Annotated in this window: 12 protein-coding genes; 9 read left to right on the forward strand and 3 right to left on the reverse strand. The window is 62.4% G+C overall.

Going from position 1 to position 16,725, the window contains the following annotated elements:
- Positions 1-623 precede the first annotated feature (623 nt).
- From HYH07_RS07750 to HYH07_RS07760, 3 genes are all read left to right on the forward strand, one after another.
- On the forward strand, positions 624-2,099 hold the full coding sequence (locus tag HYH07_RS07750; RefSeq protein ID WP_220001940.1) for a porin: 1,476 nt from the start codon (positions 624-626) through the stop codon (positions 2,097-2,099).
- A gap of 269 nt (positions 2,100-2,368) precedes the next feature.
- Positions 2,369-4,375 carry a tetratricopeptide repeat protein gene (locus HYH07_RS07755; protein ID WP_220001941.1) on the forward strand — a complete coding sequence of 669 codons (2,007 nt, stop codon included), beginning with the start codon at positions 2,369-2,371 and terminating at the stop codon, positions 4,373-4,375.
- A gap of 64 nt (positions 4,376-4,439) precedes the next feature.
- The gene (locus HYH07_RS07760) at positions 4,440-5,303 is read left to right on the forward strand and encodes an FkbM family methyltransferase (RefSeq protein ID WP_220001942.1); all 864 of its coding nucleotides are present in this window, start codon (positions 4,440-4,442) and stop codon (positions 5,301-5,303) included.
- A gap of 19 nt (positions 5,304-5,322) precedes the next feature.
- Here the strand turns inward: HYH07_RS07760 and HYH07_RS07765 are convergent, their stop codons facing one another.
- The 3 genes from HYH07_RS07765 to HYH07_RS07775 form a co-directional block, all read right to left on the reverse strand.
- The gene (locus tag HYH07_RS07765) at positions 5,323-5,892 is read right to left on the reverse strand and encodes an invasion associated locus B family protein (RefSeq protein ID WP_220001943.1); all 570 of its coding nucleotides are present in this window, start codon (positions 5,890-5,892) and stop codon (positions 5,323-5,325) included.
- A 64-nt stretch (positions 5,893-5,956) separates the two neighbouring features.
- Positions 5,957-9,097 (reverse strand): multidrug efflux RND transporter permease subunit, encoded by a 3,141-nt coding sequence (locus HYH07_RS07770; protein ID WP_220001944.1) that lies wholly within the window; start codon positions 9,095-9,097, stop codon positions 5,957-5,959.
- Positions 9,094-10,269, reverse strand: a complete 1,176-nt coding sequence (locus HYH07_RS07775) for an efflux RND transporter periplasmic adaptor subunit (protein WP_220001945.1) — start codon at positions 10,267-10,269, stop codon at positions 9,094-9,096. Before HYH07_RS07775 ends, HYH07_RS07770 begins: the two co-directional genes overlap by 4 nt.
- Before the next feature lie 390 nt (positions 10,270-10,659).
- Here HYH07_RS07775 and HYH07_RS07780 point away from each other — a divergent pair, with 390 nt between their 5' ends.
- The 6 genes from HYH07_RS07780 to HYH07_RS07805 all read left to right on the forward strand — a co-directional run bounded on the left by HYH07_RS07780 (position 10,660) and on the right by HYH07_RS07805 (position 16,724).
- Complete coding sequence (locus HYH07_RS07780) at positions 10,660-10,899, forward strand: hypothetical protein (RefSeq protein ID WP_128960038.1); 240 nt, start codon at positions 10,660-10,662, stop codon at positions 10,897-10,899.
- Between the two features lie 327 nt (positions 10,900-11,226).
- Entirely contained in the window at positions 11,227-13,788 is a 2,562-nt protein-coding gene (locus tag HYH07_RS07785) for a TonB-dependent siderophore receptor (protein WP_220001946.1), read from the forward strand.
- Positions 13,789-13,808: 20 nt separating this feature from the next.
- A complete protein-coding gene (locus HYH07_RS07790) occupies positions 13,809-14,498 on the forward strand; it encodes a Fe2+-dependent dioxygenase (protein ID WP_220001947.1) in 690 nt (229 codons plus the stop codon).
- Complete coding sequence (gene exbB, locus HYH07_RS07795) at positions 14,495-15,457, forward strand: tonB-system energizer ExbB (RefSeq protein WP_220001948.1); 963 nt, start codon at positions 14,495-14,497, stop codon at positions 15,455-15,457. The genes HYH07_RS07790 and exbB overlap by 4 nt, the downstream gene beginning before the upstream one ends.
- Before the next feature lie 3 nt (positions 15,458-15,460).
- Positions 15,461-15,922, forward strand: coding sequence for a TonB system transport protein ExbD (gene exbD / locus HYH07_RS07800; RefSeq protein WP_220001949.1), 462 nt, complete (start codon positions 15,461-15,463; stop codon positions 15,920-15,922).
- A gap of 10 nt (positions 15,923-15,932) precedes the next feature.
- Entirely contained in the window at positions 15,933-16,724 is a 792-nt protein-coding gene (locus HYH07_RS07805; RefSeq protein WP_220001950.1) for an energy transducer TonB, read from the forward strand.
- Position 16,725: the final 1 nt, after the last annotated feature.

Genomic DNA, 16,725 nt, shown 5'->3' on the forward strand with positions numbered 1-16,725 from the left:
ACCCATCGTGTGGGAACGACCAGCGCCATGGCCGTTCGCCTTCGCATAGCTGCGATCTTCACTCGCCGCGCAAAATACGGCTCGTGAACTGATGCGTCCGCGTGACACGTCATAATTTGAAATGCGCGTGTGATCATCTTCGTTGCTGCTGCGATGACGTGTGGCGCGGAGCGCTCTTCCCACGCGGCCCGATTCGACCTTTCCAAGCTCTGAAGTGTGGTCTCCAGCGTTAGCCTGCCAACCGCATGGTGACGGGTTCCATCGGGGACCCCAAGCGTCACGCAGCTGTGATCGATATTTTATGAAGTAAAATCAATTGATTATTCGGTCCTGGTCGAAAAAATGTTGCGTGATTTTTGTGCAACACCTGCCCGGATTCGGATTGTTCGGGGGTGTTTGGGCCCGTTCGGATGTTGCGTGTGCATCGGCCATCCATCATGGTGATCGGGCGACGGAGGGGGGCATCCCAAGGTCGTCCCGTTTAGGTCTTTCGCTTAAGTCCCTCGCGTTCATGCGGGTGTGTCCGAAGACGCGAAGGCGGCCAAAGCGGTGATTTAAAGGGGGTTGGGGAATTGGCCGTTCGGGTCAGTGACCTTCCCTGAAGAGCAACTTGGAGGTTTAACATGAAGTTGGTTAAGAGCCTTTTGCTCGGCTCAGCGGCGGGTCTGATCGCCGTGGGCGGAGCTCAAGCAGCCGATCTCCCCGTGAAGGCCAAGGCGGTCGAATACGTGAAGATCTGCTCGCTGTACGGTGCGGGTTTCTACTACATGCCGGGCACCGATACCTGCATCAAGTTCGGTGGTTACGTGCGCGCTGACTACTGGGGCACGGGCGGTGACTATGGTTTCATGTCGAGCACGTTGCCGAACAGCAACCAGGGTTCGAACAACCGTCTGACGAACTACTGGGGCACACGCGCTCGTATGGACCTCACGGTCGATACGCGCACGGCGACCGAGTATGGCGTGGTTCGCACCTTCGCCGACATGGTCTTCTCGTTCGATACCCAGCAGGCGAACGTACAAAGCGGCGGTGCTTCTCTCGGCCTCTACCATGCGTTCGTTCAGTTCGCTGGCTTCACCTTCGGTCGCACCGTCTCGATCTTCGATATGCCGTGGACGGGCTATCCGGCCGGCGGTCCTGACACCATTCCCGGCGGTTCCAACCACGTGACCGGTATCAACCAGGCCGCCTACACCGCCGACTTCGGCCAGGGCATCACCGGCTCGCTGGCTATTGAGGAGCCGACGACCGGCGCTAATGGCCAAGCGTACCTCTTTAATACTTCGACCTTCACGACCGCCAACTTTATAAACGGTCTCTACGGCACCAACAGCTGGGGTGGCACGCGCGCTCCTGACTTGCTTGCCCAGGTCCGGGTCGACCAGGCTTGGGGCCTGTTCCAGTTCGGGGTTGTCGCGCATGACATCCACCCCGCCTACTACACCCCCGGGTTTGAGACAGCCGGTCATCCAGGCGACACGTGGGGTTGGGCGGCTCAGGTGGGCTTGTCGATCAAGAACATCCCGACGGGCGCGGGCGACTCGCTCAACTTGCAGGCTGTCTACGCCGACGGTGACATCCACGCCGTCTTCGGCAATATCGCGTGGCCGCAGAACTGGTCGATGTACAGTGGTAGCGGCATCGGAGCCTACCAGAGCATCGGTTTCGCCAGTCTGGCTGACGGCGTGTTCGGTACGGGTACCAGCGTCGAGAAAACCAAGTCCTGGGGCTTCCGCGGTGGCTTCACCCACAACTGGAGCCCGAACTGGGCGAGCGGCGTCTATGGTGGCTATGCTCAGGTGAAGTATGGCACTAACGGAACCGCTCTGATTTGCGCTAACTTCGCTGCCATTGCGCTTCCTGGTGCAACTTGTAACCCGGACTTCAACGTCGCGGTTGTCGGTGTCAACACCGTCTGGACTCCGGTCAAGAACCTGGCGTTCACGGCTGACGTGAGCTGGACGCATCTTGACCAGAAGTATTCCGGCACGATTGCGGCACCCGCGCAGGCCGGGTTCGCTAAGCCGGCGGCGGTGTACGAGCTGAAGGACCAGAACTCAGTCAGCATGCTGCTCCGCGCTCAGCGTAACTTCTAAAATCGGTCCTGAACCGACAACAAGGACCCCCAGCGGTTTCGCTGGGGGTCTATTTTTTTGCCGGTCACTTTGAACATCGTCACCGCGCGAAGGATCGAAAAGCCGAGTTGGTTGGCATCGATATTACCGCGCGAAAATGGGCATGCGTGCGGTCATTTCGTGCCTTGCAGCGCGATGGCGCGGGCCGTTGTTCTCGCTAGCGAAGGCGACTAGAGTTTTTGCACCAATTCACCAAGAGACCAACCGTCGTCGGGTGCAGAACCAGTCTTATGGCGCAGCAAAGCCGCAACAAGGGAGCGTCGGCCCCTATCTCGTTCCATCCCTCGGCTAGTCTGGACCAGGCCATTGCGGCGCACCGTTCGGGCAATCTGTTGGAGGCGGAGCGGGCCTATACTTCAGTCCTGAAGGGCAGCAAAACGCATCCTGTCGCGCTGCATATGCTGGGGCTGTTGCACGCTCAGCGCGGCAATTTCGCGGACGCCGAGCCGCTGCTCAAGAAGGCCGCCCGCGTCGATGCCGGCAATCCCGACGTCGTTTTCAACTATGCCAACGTGCTGCGTGCATTGGATAAGACGGACGATGCGCTGGCCTGGTTTGCGAAAGCGATTGCCCTGTCGCCTGATTTCGCCGATGCGCATCTCAATCGCGGAGCGATTCTGATGGCACGGCAGGAACTTCAGGGGGCCATCGCGGAATTTGATCGCGCCATTGCGATCGCGCCATCGAGCGCAGCGTTCGCAAATCGCGGCAGTGCGTTCCAGAAGCTCGGTCAGTTCGACGAAGCGCATGACAGCTACCAGCGTGCCGTCGCGCTCGCGCCCTCGAATCCGCAGTACCACTTCGTCTTGTCCGAGATCCTTCGCCAAATGGGCCGAGACGACGAAGCGATCGGAGCGCTCGAAAGAACTGTCGCACTGAACAAGGCCTTCCCGTTCGCCTTGAGCAAGCTCGTTGATTCCAGGCGGAAGCGCGCCGATTGGCGCGACTTCGAGCGTGAACAGGCCGGCCTGGACGAGGCCGTCGAATCCGGCGTGCCGGTCGACCCCTTCATGTTCCTTCATGCGTCGTCGTCTCCAGCACGCCAGTTGACCTGCGCGAAGACATTCGTCACCGAGGTCGCCCCGGACCGAGGTGCGGCGAGACCCAGAACGCCGTCACCGGTTTCCCGGCTGCGGATCGGGTACTTGTCCGCCGATTTTCGCAATCACGCCACCGCAAATTTGATGGCCGGGGTTTTTGAGGCGCACGACCGCGAGCGCTTCGCCGTCAGCGCCATTTCCTACGGGCCGGATGACCGCAGCGCGATGCGCCGCCGGTTGGAGGCAGCATTCGAACGCTTTGAAGATGTCAGCCATCTTGCCGACGAGGACGTGGTCAAGCTGATCCGCCAGCTCGACATCGAGGTTCTCGTCGATCTCGGAGGCTTCACCGCGGGCGCGAGGCCGAAAATCCTCGTGCACCGGGCCGCTCCCATCCAGGTCAACTATCTCGGCTTTGCCGGCACGATGGGCGCGTCCTATATCGACTACATCATGGCCGATCGGATCGTCATTCCCGACGTCGAGCAGAAGCACTACGCCGAGAAGGTGATTTACCTCCCGGACAGCTATCAGGCGACCGACGCAAGGCGATCGCTTGCAAATGTACCTGCCAGAAGCGAGGTCGGACTGCCGGACGATGCGTTCGTCTACTGTGCGTTCAACAGAACATCCAAGATCACGCCCGTGCTGTTCGATGTCTGGATGCGACTACTTGCCGAGACCGCCGGCAGCGTCCTCTGGCTGCTTGATGGCGACCCGGTCGTCAGGGAGAACCTGAAGCGTGAGGCCGTTGCGCGCGGCATCGCCGCAGAGAGGATCGTGTTCGCCCCACAAGTGCCTGCCGACGCGCACCTGGCGCGCCACCAGCTCGCCGATCTGTACCTGGACACACTGCCCTACAATGCCCATACGGCGGCCAGCGACGCTCTCTGGGCTGGCTTGCCGGTTGTGACCTGCCTCGGCACCGCCTTTGCAGGACGCGTTGCAGCCAGCATCCTGAACGCTGTCGGCCTGCCTGAACTGGTGACGCAATCGCTGGAGGATTACGAGAGCTTGGCGCTTCGGATCGCGCATGATTCCGAACTTCGAACCGCCCTGAAGAGCAAGCTGGCATCGCAGCGGACCACTTGGCCGCTGTTCGATACCGCCCGGATGACGCGGCACATCGAAAAGGCTTTCGATGAAATGTGGCGTCGGCATTGCGCTGGCGAAGCGCCGGCCTCGTTTGCCGTGTAAATCTCATCATGGGGTCGCCTTGGCGTGAAGCCTCATGTCATTCCTTCCAGAGGCTTCTCCTGAAATGACTGACAACGAACCGGACCTTCTCAATAATCTCATCCGGCCGGCACGGCTGACCGCGGTCGTGGATGTCGGGGCCAATCCGATCGATGGCGAGCCGCCCTACAAGGCGATGCTGCAACGAAGGCTTTGTACCGTCGTTGGCTTTGAACCGCAGGACGAAGCGCTTGCAGAGCTCAATGCCCGCAAGAGCGACCTCGAGAGCTACTATCACTATGTCGTTGGCAATGGGCACAAGGCAAAGCTGCGTCTGTGCCGAATCCCGGGAATGACGAGCCTGCTGCTTCCGGATCAGAATGTGCTGTCGCATTTTGCGAAATTTTCCGAATGGGGCAGCGTCGTCAGCGAACATCCGGTTCAGACCCGCCGGCTCGACGATATCGCCGAAATCCGGGATCTGGATTTCCTGAAAATCGACGTTCAGGGCTCCGAGCTGGCAGTCTTCGGAAGCGGGCGGCAGAAGCTGAAGCAGGCCGTCGCCATTCAAACGGAGGTCTCGTTTCTTTGCCTTTACAAGGAGCAGCCGACATTCGGCGATATCGATGGCGAATTGCGCAAGCAGGGGTTCGTTCCTCACGCCTTTACAGCCATCAACCGGCGCATGATCGCTCCCTTGAGCGACCCATCCAATCCCTACGCGGCGATGAACCAGCTGCTGGAGGCCGATATCGTCTATGTGCGAAACTTCATGCGGCCGACTGACATGACGGTCGAGCAACTCAAGCATCTGGCAATGATCGCTCATCATTGCTACCGCTCATTCGACCTTGCTGCGAACTGTATTCATCACCTGATTGCGCGCAAGTCGATCCCTGATCGGTCGATCCGCGACTACATGGCGTCCATCCAGCTTCCGCAACGCTGATCAGAGCTGGTCGCGCGAACTACTTGATCTTGTCGTAGGCCGCGGCGAAGTCGTTCAACGGCATCGGGATCGCGATCGTCTCCTTGGCCATGTTCTGAAAGGAGACCTTCAGCTGCTTGCCCGAGCGAAGGCTCGCGAGCAGGTCGGGCGCGATCGGCGTCGAGGCGTAGCAGCCGCGGTTCTCGCAGGTCTGGATCTGCAGATCGATCGTCTTGCCTTCGTCGACCTGAAGCTTGGCGCCGAGCGGGAGATTGAGGCCGAGCGGCAGCTGCAGCAGCGCAACCGGCGTGCGGGTGTCGGGCGCGACGCGGATGTTGATCAAGACGATGGTCTGGCCGGTCTTGGTCAGCACGGCGTTCTGCTCGATCGCGCATTCGAGCGGGGCGTCGCGGCTCGCGCTGGTGCAGCGCGCGATCCAGCCGGGCTGAGGCGGCGTGCTCTCGGCCTGCGGTTGGGTTGGTGCAGGCGTCGGCTGGGCGGCGGGGGCAGGGGAAGCCGCGTTCTTCTTGCTGCCCTGCTGGGCAGACGCAGCGCCCGTCGACAACAGAACAGCGGCGGCAAGGGCGACAAGTCTGGATTGCATGGGCATGGCGTGACCGCGTTGGCGTGAACCGAGGGCTTGGCTGTAGCGTCGCGGATGTCGCGACGCAAGCTTACTCGGCGGCTTCCTTGACGGTGCCGTGCTCCGACGTCTCGAGCCCATCCTCGTCGGCCGAGCCGCCCTTGAACAGGTTGGAGAATTTGTCGAGGTAGAGATAGACCACCGGTGTGGTGAACAGCGTCAGCGCCTGGCTGACGATGAGGCCGCCGACCATGGCATAGCCGAGCGGCTGGCGGATCTCGGCGCCGGTGCCGTGGCCGAGCATCAGTGGCACGCCGCCCAGCAATGCTGCCATCGTCGTCATCATGATCGGGCGGAAGCGCAGCAGCGCGGCCTGCCGGATCGATTCCTCCGGCGTCTTGTGCTCGTCGCGCTCGGCGGCGATGGCGAAGTCGACCATCATGATGCCGTTCTTCTTCACGATGCCGATCAGCAGGATGATGCCGATCAAGGCAATGAGGCTGAACTCGAATCCGGCGGCCATCAGGATCGCGAGCGCGCCGACGCCGGCCGAGGGCAGGGTCGACAGAATCGTGATCGGATGGATGTAGCTCTCGTAGAGGATGCCGAGGATCAGATAGACCACGACCAGCGCCGCGAGGATCAAAAGCGGCACGGTGCCGAGCGATTGCTGGAACGCCTGCGCGGTGCCCTGGAAGCTCGAGTTCAGCGTCGCCGGCGCGCCGAGATCGGCCATCGCCTTCTGCACGGCCTCGGTGGCCTGGCCGAGCGCCACGCCCTGGGCGAGGTTGAAGCTGATGGTGATCGCCGGGAATTGGCCCTGGTGGCTGATCGAGAGCGGGCGGACCGGGTCGGTGGTCCAGGTCGCGAAGGTCGAGAGCGGCACCTGGTCGCCGGTCAGCGGCGACTTCAGATAAAGCTTGTTGAGGCTATCGAGATTGCCCTGCATTTCCGGCAGGATTTCCAGGATCACCTTGTAGGTGTTGAGCTGGGTGAAATACTGCGTCACCTGCCGCTGGCCGAAGGCGTCGTACAGCGTGTCGTCGATCAGCTGCGGCTGGATGCCGTAGCGCGCGGCGGTGTCGCGGTTGATCTTGAGCTGAACCGTCGTGCCCTGGGTCTGCTGGTCGGTGGCGACGTCGCGCAGCTCCGGCAGCGTCTGCATCCTGGCCAGGATCTTCGGTGCCCAGTCGTTGAGCTCGGCGAGATCGGCATCCTGCAAGGTGAACTCGAACTGCGTGCGGGTCGGCCGCCCGCCGAGGCGGACATCCTGGGCCGCCTGCATGTACAGACGGGCGCCCGATACCTTCTCGAGCTTGGGGCGCAGCCGCGCAATGATCTGCTGTGCCGATGCCTCGCGCTTGTCGCGCGGCTTCAGCGTGATGAACATGTTGCCGTTGTTGCCGGCGCGGCCGCTGCCGCCGATGTTCATCGCGATCGTCGCAACATCGGGGTCCTGCATGACGATCTTGCCGAGCTCGACCTGCCGGCGCTGCATCTCGGCGAAGGAGATGTCCTGCGAGGCCTCCGAGGTCGCCGTTATCAGGCCGACGTCCTGCTGCGGGAAGAAGCCCTTCGGGATCAGGACGAAGAGATAGATCGACAGCCCAAGCGTGGCGAAGAAGACCACGAGGGTGGTGCGCCGCCAGGCCAGGGCATGGTCGAGCCCCCATTCGTAGCCGCGCAGCATCGCGTCGAAGGCACCCTCGCTCCATTTGTAGAATTTGCCGTGGGTCACTTCGCCATGGGCACGCAGAAAGCGCGAGGCCATCATCGGCGTCAGGGTCAACGACACGAACATCGACACGAAGATCGTCATCGCCAGCACGACCGCGAATTCGCGGAACAGGCGTCCGATGATGCCGCCCATCAGGAGCAGTGGGATCAGCACGGCGACCAGCGAGATGGAGATCGAGACGATGGTGAAGCCGATCTCCTTGGAGCCTCTGAAGGCGGCAGCGAGCGGCTTTTCGCCTTCTTCGATGTAACGCGTGATGTTCTCCAGCATCACGATGGCGTCATCGACCACGAAGCCGACCGCGATCGTGAGCGCCATCAGCGACAGATTGTCGAGCGAATAGCCGAACACCCACATCAGGGCGCAGGCACCCAGCAGCGCCAGCGGAACCGTGACGGTGGGAATCACCGTCGCCCAGAAGCTGCGCAGGAACACGAAGATGACCATGACCACGAGGGCGATGGTCAGCAGCAGGGTGAACTGCACGTCCTCGACCGCGGCACGAATGGTCGTGGTGCGGTCGCTGATGAGCTCGATCTTGATCGCGGGCGGGATGGCTGCGACGAGGCGGGGCAGGGTCGCCTTGATCCGGTCGACGGTCTCGATGACGTTGGCGCCCGGCTGCTTGAACACGACCAGGAATACGCCGCGCTTGCCATTGGCCCAGGCCGCCTGTTTGGCATCCTCGGCGCCGCTGACCGCCTGGCCGATGTCGCGAATGCGCAACGGGCCGCCGTTGCGATAGGCGATGATGACGTCGTTCCAGTCCTTGGACTGGGTGAGCTGGTCGTTGGCGTAGATCGTGTAGGCGCGCTTCTCGCCGTCGATATTGCCCTTGGGGCTGTCGACCGTGGTGATCGCGATCTGGCTGCGCACGTCCTCCATCGACAGGCCCTTGGCGACCAGCTTCGCCGGATCGACCTGGATGCGGATGGAGGGTTTCTGCTGGCCGCCGATGAAGACCTGCGCCACGCCGGAGAGCTGGCTGATCTGCTGGGCGAGCTGGGCATCGACCGCATCGCTCACGCTTGTCAAAGGCAGGGTATCGGACGTCGCCGATAGCAGCAGGATCGGCGCGTCAGCCGGGTTCACCTTGCGATAGGTCGGCGGCGAGGGCAGGTTCTTCGGCAATTGGCCGCTGGCGGCGTTGATGGCGCCCTGCACGTCATTCGCGGCACCGTCGATGCTGCGGTTGAGGTCGAACTGGATGGTGATCGAGGCGGTGCCCAGATAGCTCGTCGAGGTCATCTGCGCGATGCCGGGAATCTGGGCGAACTGGCGCTCCAGCGGCTGGGCGACCGACGAGGCCATCGTCTCCGGGCTGCCGCCCGGCAAATTGGCCGTGACCTGGATGGTCGGGAAGTCCACCTGCGGCAGCGGCGCCACCGGCAGCAGCGGATAGGCGACGAGGCCGACAAAAAGAATGCCGGCCATCAGCAGCGATGTGCCGATGGGATAACGGATGAAAGGTGCCGAAATCCCGCCGTCGGTCATTCCTGTTGGACCTTGTTTTTCTGGACCGGATCCGAACTCGCGACAGTCGTCGAGACCAGACTGCCGGGCTGAACCTTGTACTGGCCGCCGGTGATCACCTGCTGGCCGGGACTCAAGCCTTCCTCGATGACCGAGCGTCCGTCGATGGAATAGGCGACCTTGATCTTGCGAACCTCGGCCTTGTTGTCCTGGCTGACGGTATAAGCGTAGAGGCCGTTGGTCGAATGTTGGACCGCGTCATCGGGAACGATGGTCGCGTCTTTCAGCGTCCGCACCAGCAGCCGCGTCGACACCGATTGTCCCGGCCACAGCGTGTGCTCCTTGTTGTCGAACACCGCCTTCAGCCTGATCGTCCCGCTGGTCGTATCAACCTGGTTGTTGATGACGGCAAGCTTGCCTTCGGCCAGCGTCTTCTTGCCGTCGGTGGTGAACGCGATCACCCTGAGCTCGCCGGATTTCTGGCCCTCGCTGATATAGGGCAGCTGGTCCTCAGGTGCGGTGAAGATCACCGTGATCGGTTCGACCTGCGCGATGGTGACGACACCGGTCTGGTTCGAGGCGTTGACGATGTTGCCGATGTCGACCTGGCGCAGGCCGGCGACGCCCGTGATCGGCGCCGTGATCTGGGTGTAGTCGAGCTGGGTCTGGGCGTTGGCGATCGCGGCTTCGTCGGCGGCGATCTGGGCGGTGAGCTGGGCGACGGTCGAGCGCTGGGTATCGACGCGCTGTGCGGTCGCGAATTCGCCGAGCTTCATCGCACGCTGGAGCTCGAGATTGGCATTGGCCAGGCTAGCCTCGTCCTGCGCCTTCTTGGCCTTGGCCTGGTCGAGCGTGGCTTGATAGGGGCGGGGATCGATCGAGACCAGCAGCTCGCCCTGCTTGACGATCTGGCCTTCGGTGAAGGCGATCTTGTCGATCTGGCCATCCACCCGGGTCCGGACTTGTACGGTGTTGAAGCCCTGAACGGTGCCGAGACCGGTCAGGTAAACCGGGAAGTCGGTCTTCTGGACCGGCGCGATGCTGACCGGCACGGCGGGCGCGCGCGGCGCACCCTTCTGTGCAATCTGGGCTTTCCCGGCCTCCGCGGCCTGATATCGCTGCCAGCCGTAATAGCCGCCGGCGGCCACGGCTGCGATGATGACAATCCACAGGATCGGCCGTGACTTTTTCATTGTGAGCGTATCGGCTTGTATGCCCAAAACAACGAATGGCGGGGCAATCAAAGGGTTCCAGCAAGGCTTGTATATTACACGCCAAGTTCCAGTGTAAACAGCACTATCAGTTGAGAATCCTAAACAATTGGAAAGCTTTGCACCCCGTAGGCAACCGGGTGACGCGGCGGTGTGCAGTGCTGCATTCTCTCGTCACGAACGAGGAGCGTGCAAGAGACAGAGAATACTCGCAGGCGTCGTGACGTTGCGATGGAGGACGCGAGCGAACGCGCTGTGCAAGTCCGGGCGCGCATGCCTTCACGAGAACGGTTCTAAACCGCCCCGGTCGCGTTTCGGTTGTCACCAAAACCAGCGTCGTTCATATCAGCGCCGCCACGTCAGGAGTGCGGGATGGACGAATTGAACGGCAAGCTGATCGCGTGCCAGATTCTGATCACGGGGTTGATCGCGCGCGTAGCCAATGAGCAGCGCGATCCCTTGCGCTTCCTCACCGACTTCCGCGACGAGATCAAAGCCGTCGTTGGCGGCGTCAACATCGCCGGCATGGACAACACCGATCGCGTGCGAGCAACCGCGCAGCGCACCGTCGATGAATTGTTCTCGCTGATGAAGCCCCCGAGCAGCGACTGACGGCTGCGCAAGATGATGCGCGAAGACAAATGTCGCTATGTCTCGCTGCATCAACCTGTCCCGCGACATTACTCGCTGCGACAGGCGTCCCGTGCTTTGACGCAAAGCGCGATGCGCGAAGCAAGGACCAGCATCCGCTCCAGTTTAGAACGCTTACAAGCTCGAGATTAGAACGGTTTCAAACACGAATTTAGAATCGTTTTGATCTGGATGGATTCAACGTTGCTCATGCCGTGACTGCGTTGACCCTCATTGCCCCGCTCGATACGACCAGTGTGTCGCCCTGTCACGGTGCGACACACTGCAGCAATTGGAATGGGGCGTAGGATGGGTATGGCAAGGGCTCCGCGGTCGTTGCGTTCGACCGCGGTAGGGCAAGCATTGGTCTGCAATTTCGATAGTGCGGCTGGCAAGACTGTTTCCACCGTTGCAGGTCTGATTGCAGTCGCATCGGTATCGAGCGCAGCACAAGCGCAGCAGACAAGTCTGCCACCCGTCAACGTCGACGCGCCCAAGGAGCGGCCGCGCTCCACCACCGCAAAACCGACGCCTGATCAGGTCCGCGCCCGCAACGCGCTGCGGCGTGCGGCACAACAACGTCAGCAGGCCGCAGTGGCCCCGGTCGTCGATGCGGCCGCACCGTCGCCTGATCGCAATCCCTATGCAGATCCGGCTGCGCCCTACAAGGTCGATCACGTCCAGGCCGGCGGCAAGTTTCCGGAGAAGCTGGTCGATACGCCGAAGTCGATCACGGTGCTGAGCAAGGAAGTCCTCGAGGACAAGGGCGCCACCACGTTAAAGCAGGCGATCCTGAGCACGGCCGGCGTGACGCTCGGCACCGGCGAGGGCGGCAACGCCTTCGGCGATCGCTTCTTCATCCGCGGTTTTGACGCCCGCAACGACGTCTTCATCGACGGCGTGCGCGATGCCGGCGTCAGCGTGCGCGAGAACTTCTTCACCGAGCAGGTCGAAATTCTGCGCGGTCCCGCGTCGTCCTTCGCAGGCCGCGGCACGGCGGGTGGCGCCATCAACATCGTCACCAAGCAGGCGGTGACCGAGAAGAGCTTCTACAACATGGACACGACGTTTGGCACCGACCAGACCAAGCGTGTCACGCTCGACGTCAACCAGGTGATCAACCCGTCGCTCGCCGTTCGCGCCGGTGGCCTGTTTCAGGATGCCGACGTTGCGGGGCGGGATCGCGTCAAGGACAACCGCGATGGCGCCTTCGTCGCGACGACCTGGAAGCCGACCGACGCCATCAAGATCACCGGCAATTACATCCACACCGAGCTGACTGGCATTCCCGATTTCGGCGTGCCGTATTATCGGCCGAGCACGTCGTCGACATCAGGCGGGCCTTTCCCGGACTTCGGGGTCAACCGGAATAATTTCTACGGCTTCGTCAATCGCGACTTCTACCGGACCGGCCAGGATATCGGCACGATCAATGCAGAAGTTCAGGTCACGCCCGATCTGCTGCTCACCAACAAGATCCGGGAATCGCACTCGACGCAGAACTACATCGGCACACTGCCGGAATCGCCGACGCTGGCCGCAGGCGCTCCGTTCACGGCCTATACTGTGAGCGCCAACCCGCAGAGCCGCTACCAGGCCACCGACGTGTTCGCCAACCAGACCGAGGCGACGTACAAGTTCGACGATTATGCAGGCTTCAAGCACACATTGCTTGCAGGCATCGAATATGACAACGAGCGATCGTCGATCGACACTTACACCGGGCTTGGCTCGGAGATCACGACCGGGACGACGCCTTTCACCGGCTCGGGATCGACGTCCGGCGTCAGCGTGTTTTATCCGCAGGCCACCGACAATCCGTTCCCGATACCGGGGGGCCTGACCGGCAGGCCGACCAAGATTGGGATTGAAACCATCAGCGGCTACGTCATGGACAGCGCGAATTATCGCGATCTCCTCATCCTCAACGGCGGTTTCCGCTATGACGATTACAGCATCAAGACATCGGCTTTCACGGCGGCGGGTGCTTTCGGGCAGCAGTCCGCGCAATTCCTGGTTCCGGATTACAACCTCGGCCTCACGCTGAAGCCACTGCCCAACGGCAGCGTTTATGTCGCCTATGCGACCTCGGCGAATCCCGTAGGCTCGGAATTCGACGGCACCAGCACCGCCTATGGCGGCATCAATCCGAATCTGGCCGGTGGCAACAACCAGATCTTCGGGCCCGAGAAGAACAAGGCCATCGAGCTCGGCACCAAATGGGAGTTGTTCGATCGCCACCTGCTGCTGACTGCCGCGTTGTTCGAGACGACCAAGGAAAACGCGCGCGAGGCGCAGAACGTCGGCAGCACGGCCGCGGCGGCGGCGCTTGGCTGTACCTTCGCCCCTGTGGCTCCGGCAAGGACCGTGTCGTGCATCACGGCGGGCGCTGCCTATCGCGTCCGCGGCATCGATCTCGGGGTGGGTGGCAAGATCACGGACAAATGGAGCGTGTTCGGCGGCCTCGTGCTGATGCAGTCGGAGGTGACGAAGTCCCTGGCCCCGCCGGCCAACACGACACTCTACGCCTCCAATGTCGGGCGTCCGCTTGCCAACATCGCGCACCAGTCGTTCAGCCTGCTCTCGAAGTACCAGCTCAACGATACCTGGGAGTTGGGCGGGCAGGCGGTGTACCGCTCCAAGATCTATGGCGGCACTTTGCTCGCGGCCAACCAGGGCACGTCGATTCCGAGCTACTGGCGCTTTGATGCGTTCGCGGAAGCCAAGATCAACAAGAACTGGCAGCTGAAGCTGTTCGTCAACAACATCTTCGACAAGCGCTACTACGACGCGCTGTACCAGAGCGCGACTCCGTTCGTGCTGGAGGCGCCGGGACGCGCCGCCTATCTGGTCCTGTCCGCACGCTACTGATGGAGAACTGACGAGGTGCCATGCTGACATGCATAGAAGGCGTCCTGAGCAAGGATGATGTGGCGGAGTTTCGCCGCATCATGGATGCCAGCGAATGGGAAGACGGCCGTTCCACCGCGGGCGCGCAGTCGGCCATGGTCAAGCGCAACGAGCAGTTGCCGCCGGACGGCGAGGTCGCGCGCAAGCTCGGCCATCGCATCATCTCGGCGCTGACGGCGAACCCGCGATTTCTGGCGGCGGCGATCCCGCTCCGGATCTTTCCGCCGCTGTTCAACCGTTATGCGGCGGACAGCGGCCACCATTTCGGCCTGCATGTCGACAACGCGATCCGCGGCGACCGCCTGACCGGCCTTCGCATTCGCACCGATCTGTCGGTCACGTTATTCCTCAGCGAGCCAGAAGATTACGACGGTGGCGAACTTGTGATCGAGGACACCTACGGTTCGCACGAAGTGAAGTTGCCAGCTGGGAACTGCGTGCTCTATCCCTCGACCAGCCTCCATCTGGTCACTCCGGTGACGAGGGGGGCGCGGGTTGCGTCTTTCTTCTGGCTCCAGAGCATGATACGGGACGATCAAGCCCGCAGCATGATCTTTGACCTCGACACAGCCATTCAGGCGCTGGTGGCCCGGCTCGGGCGCGACGATCCCGAAACGGTCAAATTGACGGGCATCTATCACAACCTCATTCGCAGCTGGGCCGAAGTATGAAGACCGCATCTTTCCACGCTAATCTCGCTGCAGCCGTGCTGCTCGCGGCCGGCTGGCTCGCAGCCCCCGTTTCCGCCCAGACGCAACCCCAGGCGGCGCAGGCGCGTCCCGCGGTGGCGCAGCCGGCGCCGGCTGTTCCCGCAGCCGCGGCGCAACCAGGCGCGCCCACGGCTGCTGCGCCTATGGCCGCGACGCCCAGCGCTCCCGCGACGGAGGCTGCCATCGCCCCGGCGTCCGAGCCAGCGCCAAAGGCCGGCATCGCGCCGGCCATGAAGGAATTGTCGCCCTGGGTGATGTTCATGTCGGCGGACGTCATCGTGAAGGCGGTCATGATCGGGCTTGCCTTCGCCTCGCTCGTGACCTGGACCGTCTTCATCGCAAAATCGATCGAGCTGTCGATCGCCTCCACGAGGCTTCGTTCGGCGCTGAAGCGGATTGCAGAGGCGCGGTCGCTCGCGGAAGCCCAGATGGCGCTCGGCACCAAGCAGGGCATCCTGCCGTCCTTCCTGAGTGCCGCGCTGCGCGAAGCGCGGATGTCGGCGGGCCTGTCCAGCGACGGTGGGATCAAGGAGCGTGCGGCGTCGAGCTTCGCCGAGATCGTGCGCGCGGAAGCACGGCGTATCCGCGTCGGTATGGGTGTGCTTGCGACCATCGGTTCGACGTCACCCTTCGTCGGTCTGTTCGGCACCGTCTGGGGCATCATGAACAGTTTTATCGGCATCTCGAAGTCGCAGACGACCAATCTTGCTGTGGTTGCCCCCGGCATCGCCGAGGCGCTGCTCGCCACTGCCATCGGTCTCGTCGCCGCTATTCCTGCCGTCATTATCTACAATCACTTCTCGCGCGTGACGAAGGGCTATCTCGAGCTCGTCAGCCGCGCCTCGGGCGCCGCCGCCCGGCTGTTGTCGCGCGATCTTGACCGCAGCCATGGCAGCGCGCATTCCCACGCGGCGGAGTAAGCCATGGCTGTCTCGCTCACCGAGAATGATGACGACGACGATTTCTCGGAAACGCATGACATCAACGTCACGCCGTTCATCGACGTCATCCTGGTGCTGCTGATCATCTTCATGGTCGCGGCTCCGCTGTCGACGGTCGATCTGCCGATCGACCTGCCGACGTCGAGCGCGCAGCCGCAGAAGAAGCCGGACAAGCCGACCTATGTCAGCATCAAGCCCGATCTGACGCTGGCGATCGGAGAGAATCCGGTCAAGCGCACCGACCTCGTCAGCTCGCTCGATGCCATCGCCGATATGAGCAAGGACAAATATCTGTTCCTCCGCGCCGACAAGGCGGTGCCGTACGGCGAGTTGATGGGCGTGATGGAAATCCTGCGATCCGGCGGCTATTCTCGGATCAAGCTGGTGGCGCTCGAGGCACCTCCTGCGGCGGCCGGGCCGGCGCAAGGGGCAGTCCAACCCTGATGGCGGCGCCATGACCGACCCTGTGTTCGAGGCAAGATCCTCGCGGCCGTTGTGGATCGTGGCCGCTGTCGTAGCGGTTGGCCTGCATCTCGGCGGGGCCGCGCTGGCGCTCGCCAACCTACGTGCCGATGACGGTGACGACGGCCTCGGCGCCAACGGCGCGGAATATGCTGTCGAAATGACCTCGCCAAAACTCCCCGAGACGGAGTTGCCGCCCGGTCCGGACAGCGAAGCCTCGCAGTACCAGCCGCAGCAGATGCAGCAGCAGGCCGAGGTCAAAGAGACCGATCTGCCGAAGGAAATCCCTCAGGAGGCCGAGGATCCGGACCGCCTCGTCACTGAGAATGACTCCAAGAAGCCGGTGGAGGACACCACGAAGGTGGCCAAGGTCGAGACCCAGGCCGTCGAGGAGATGCCGAACGCCCAGGAATCGGCAAGGCAGGCACTGAACGAGGACGCGCGCGAGGACGAGAAGGCGGCGGCGCCCCATCAGGGCATTGGCAAGGATATCCGCAAGCTGACCGCCGAGTGGGGCAAGCGGATCAGCGCCTATTTCGAGATTCACAAGCGCTATCCCAAGGACAAGATCAAGACGACGACGGTGACGCTCAGCCTGGTCCTGAACCGGCGCGGCAATGTCGTGTCCGTCAATGTCGCGGAGTCCTCAGGGGATCCCGCCTTCGACGATGCGGCCATTTCTATGGTGCGCCGGTCGGATCCGGTGCCGGTTCCGCCGGCCGAGCTGACCGACGATCAGTTCGCCTTCAGCCTGCCGGTGAATTTCAAGAAGCCGTCGAAATAAC

The organism is Bradyrhizobium sp. BR 10261, from assembly GCF_019455395.1.
Taxonomy (GTDB): domain Bacteria; phylum Pseudomonadota; class Alphaproteobacteria; order Rhizobiales; family Xanthobacteraceae; genus Bradyrhizobium; species Bradyrhizobium manausense.

Excerpts from the sequence above, each read along its gene's own strand:
- HYH07_RS07775 (WP_220001945.1), bottom strand. The coding sequence starts at position 10,269 with ATGAAAAAGTCACGGCCGATCCTGTGGATTGTCATCATCGCAGCCGTG.
- HYH07_RS07765 (WP_220001943.1), bottom strand. The coding sequence starts at position 5,892 with ATGCCCATGCAATCCAGACTTGTCGCCCTTGCCGCCGCTGTTCTGTTG.
- HYH07_RS07780 (WP_128960038.1), top strand. The coding sequence starts at position 10,660 with ATGGACGAATTGAACGGCAAGCTGATCGCGTGCCAGATTCTGATCACG.
- HYH07_RS07750 (WP_220001940.1), top strand. The coding sequence starts at position 624 with ATGAAGTTGGTTAAGAGCCTTTTGCTCGGCTCAGCGGCGGGTCTGATC.
- exbD (WP_220001949.1), top strand. The coding sequence starts at position 15,461 with ATGGCTGTCTCGCTCACCGAGAATGATGACGACGACGATTTCTCGGAA.
- HYH07_RS07755 (WP_220001941.1), top strand. The coding sequence starts at position 2,369 with ATGGCGCAGCAAAGCCGCAACAAGGGAGCGTCGGCCCCTATCTCGTTC.
- exbB (WP_220001948.1), top strand. The coding sequence starts at position 14,495 with ATGAAGACCGCATCTTTCCACGCTAATCTCGCTGCAGCCGTGCTGCTC.
- HYH07_RS07790 (WP_220001947.1), top strand. The coding sequence starts at position 13,809 with ATGCTGACATGCATAGAAGGCGTCCTGAGCAAGGATGATGTGGCGGAG.
- HYH07_RS07785 (WP_220001946.1), top strand. The coding sequence starts at position 11,227 with ATGGGTATGGCAAGGGCTCCGCGGTCGTTGCGTTCGACCGCGGTAGGG.
- HYH07_RS07770 (WP_220001944.1), bottom strand. The coding sequence starts at position 9,097 with ATGACCGACGGCGGGATTTCGGCACCTTTCATCCGTTATCCCATCGGC.
- HYH07_RS07760 (WP_220001942.1), top strand. The coding sequence starts at position 4,440 with ATGACTGACAACGAACCGGACCTTCTCAATAATCTCATCCGGCCGGCA.
- HYH07_RS07805 (WP_220001950.1), top strand. The coding sequence starts at position 15,933 with ATGACCGACCCTGTGTTCGAGGCAAGATCCTCGCGGCCGTTGTGGATC.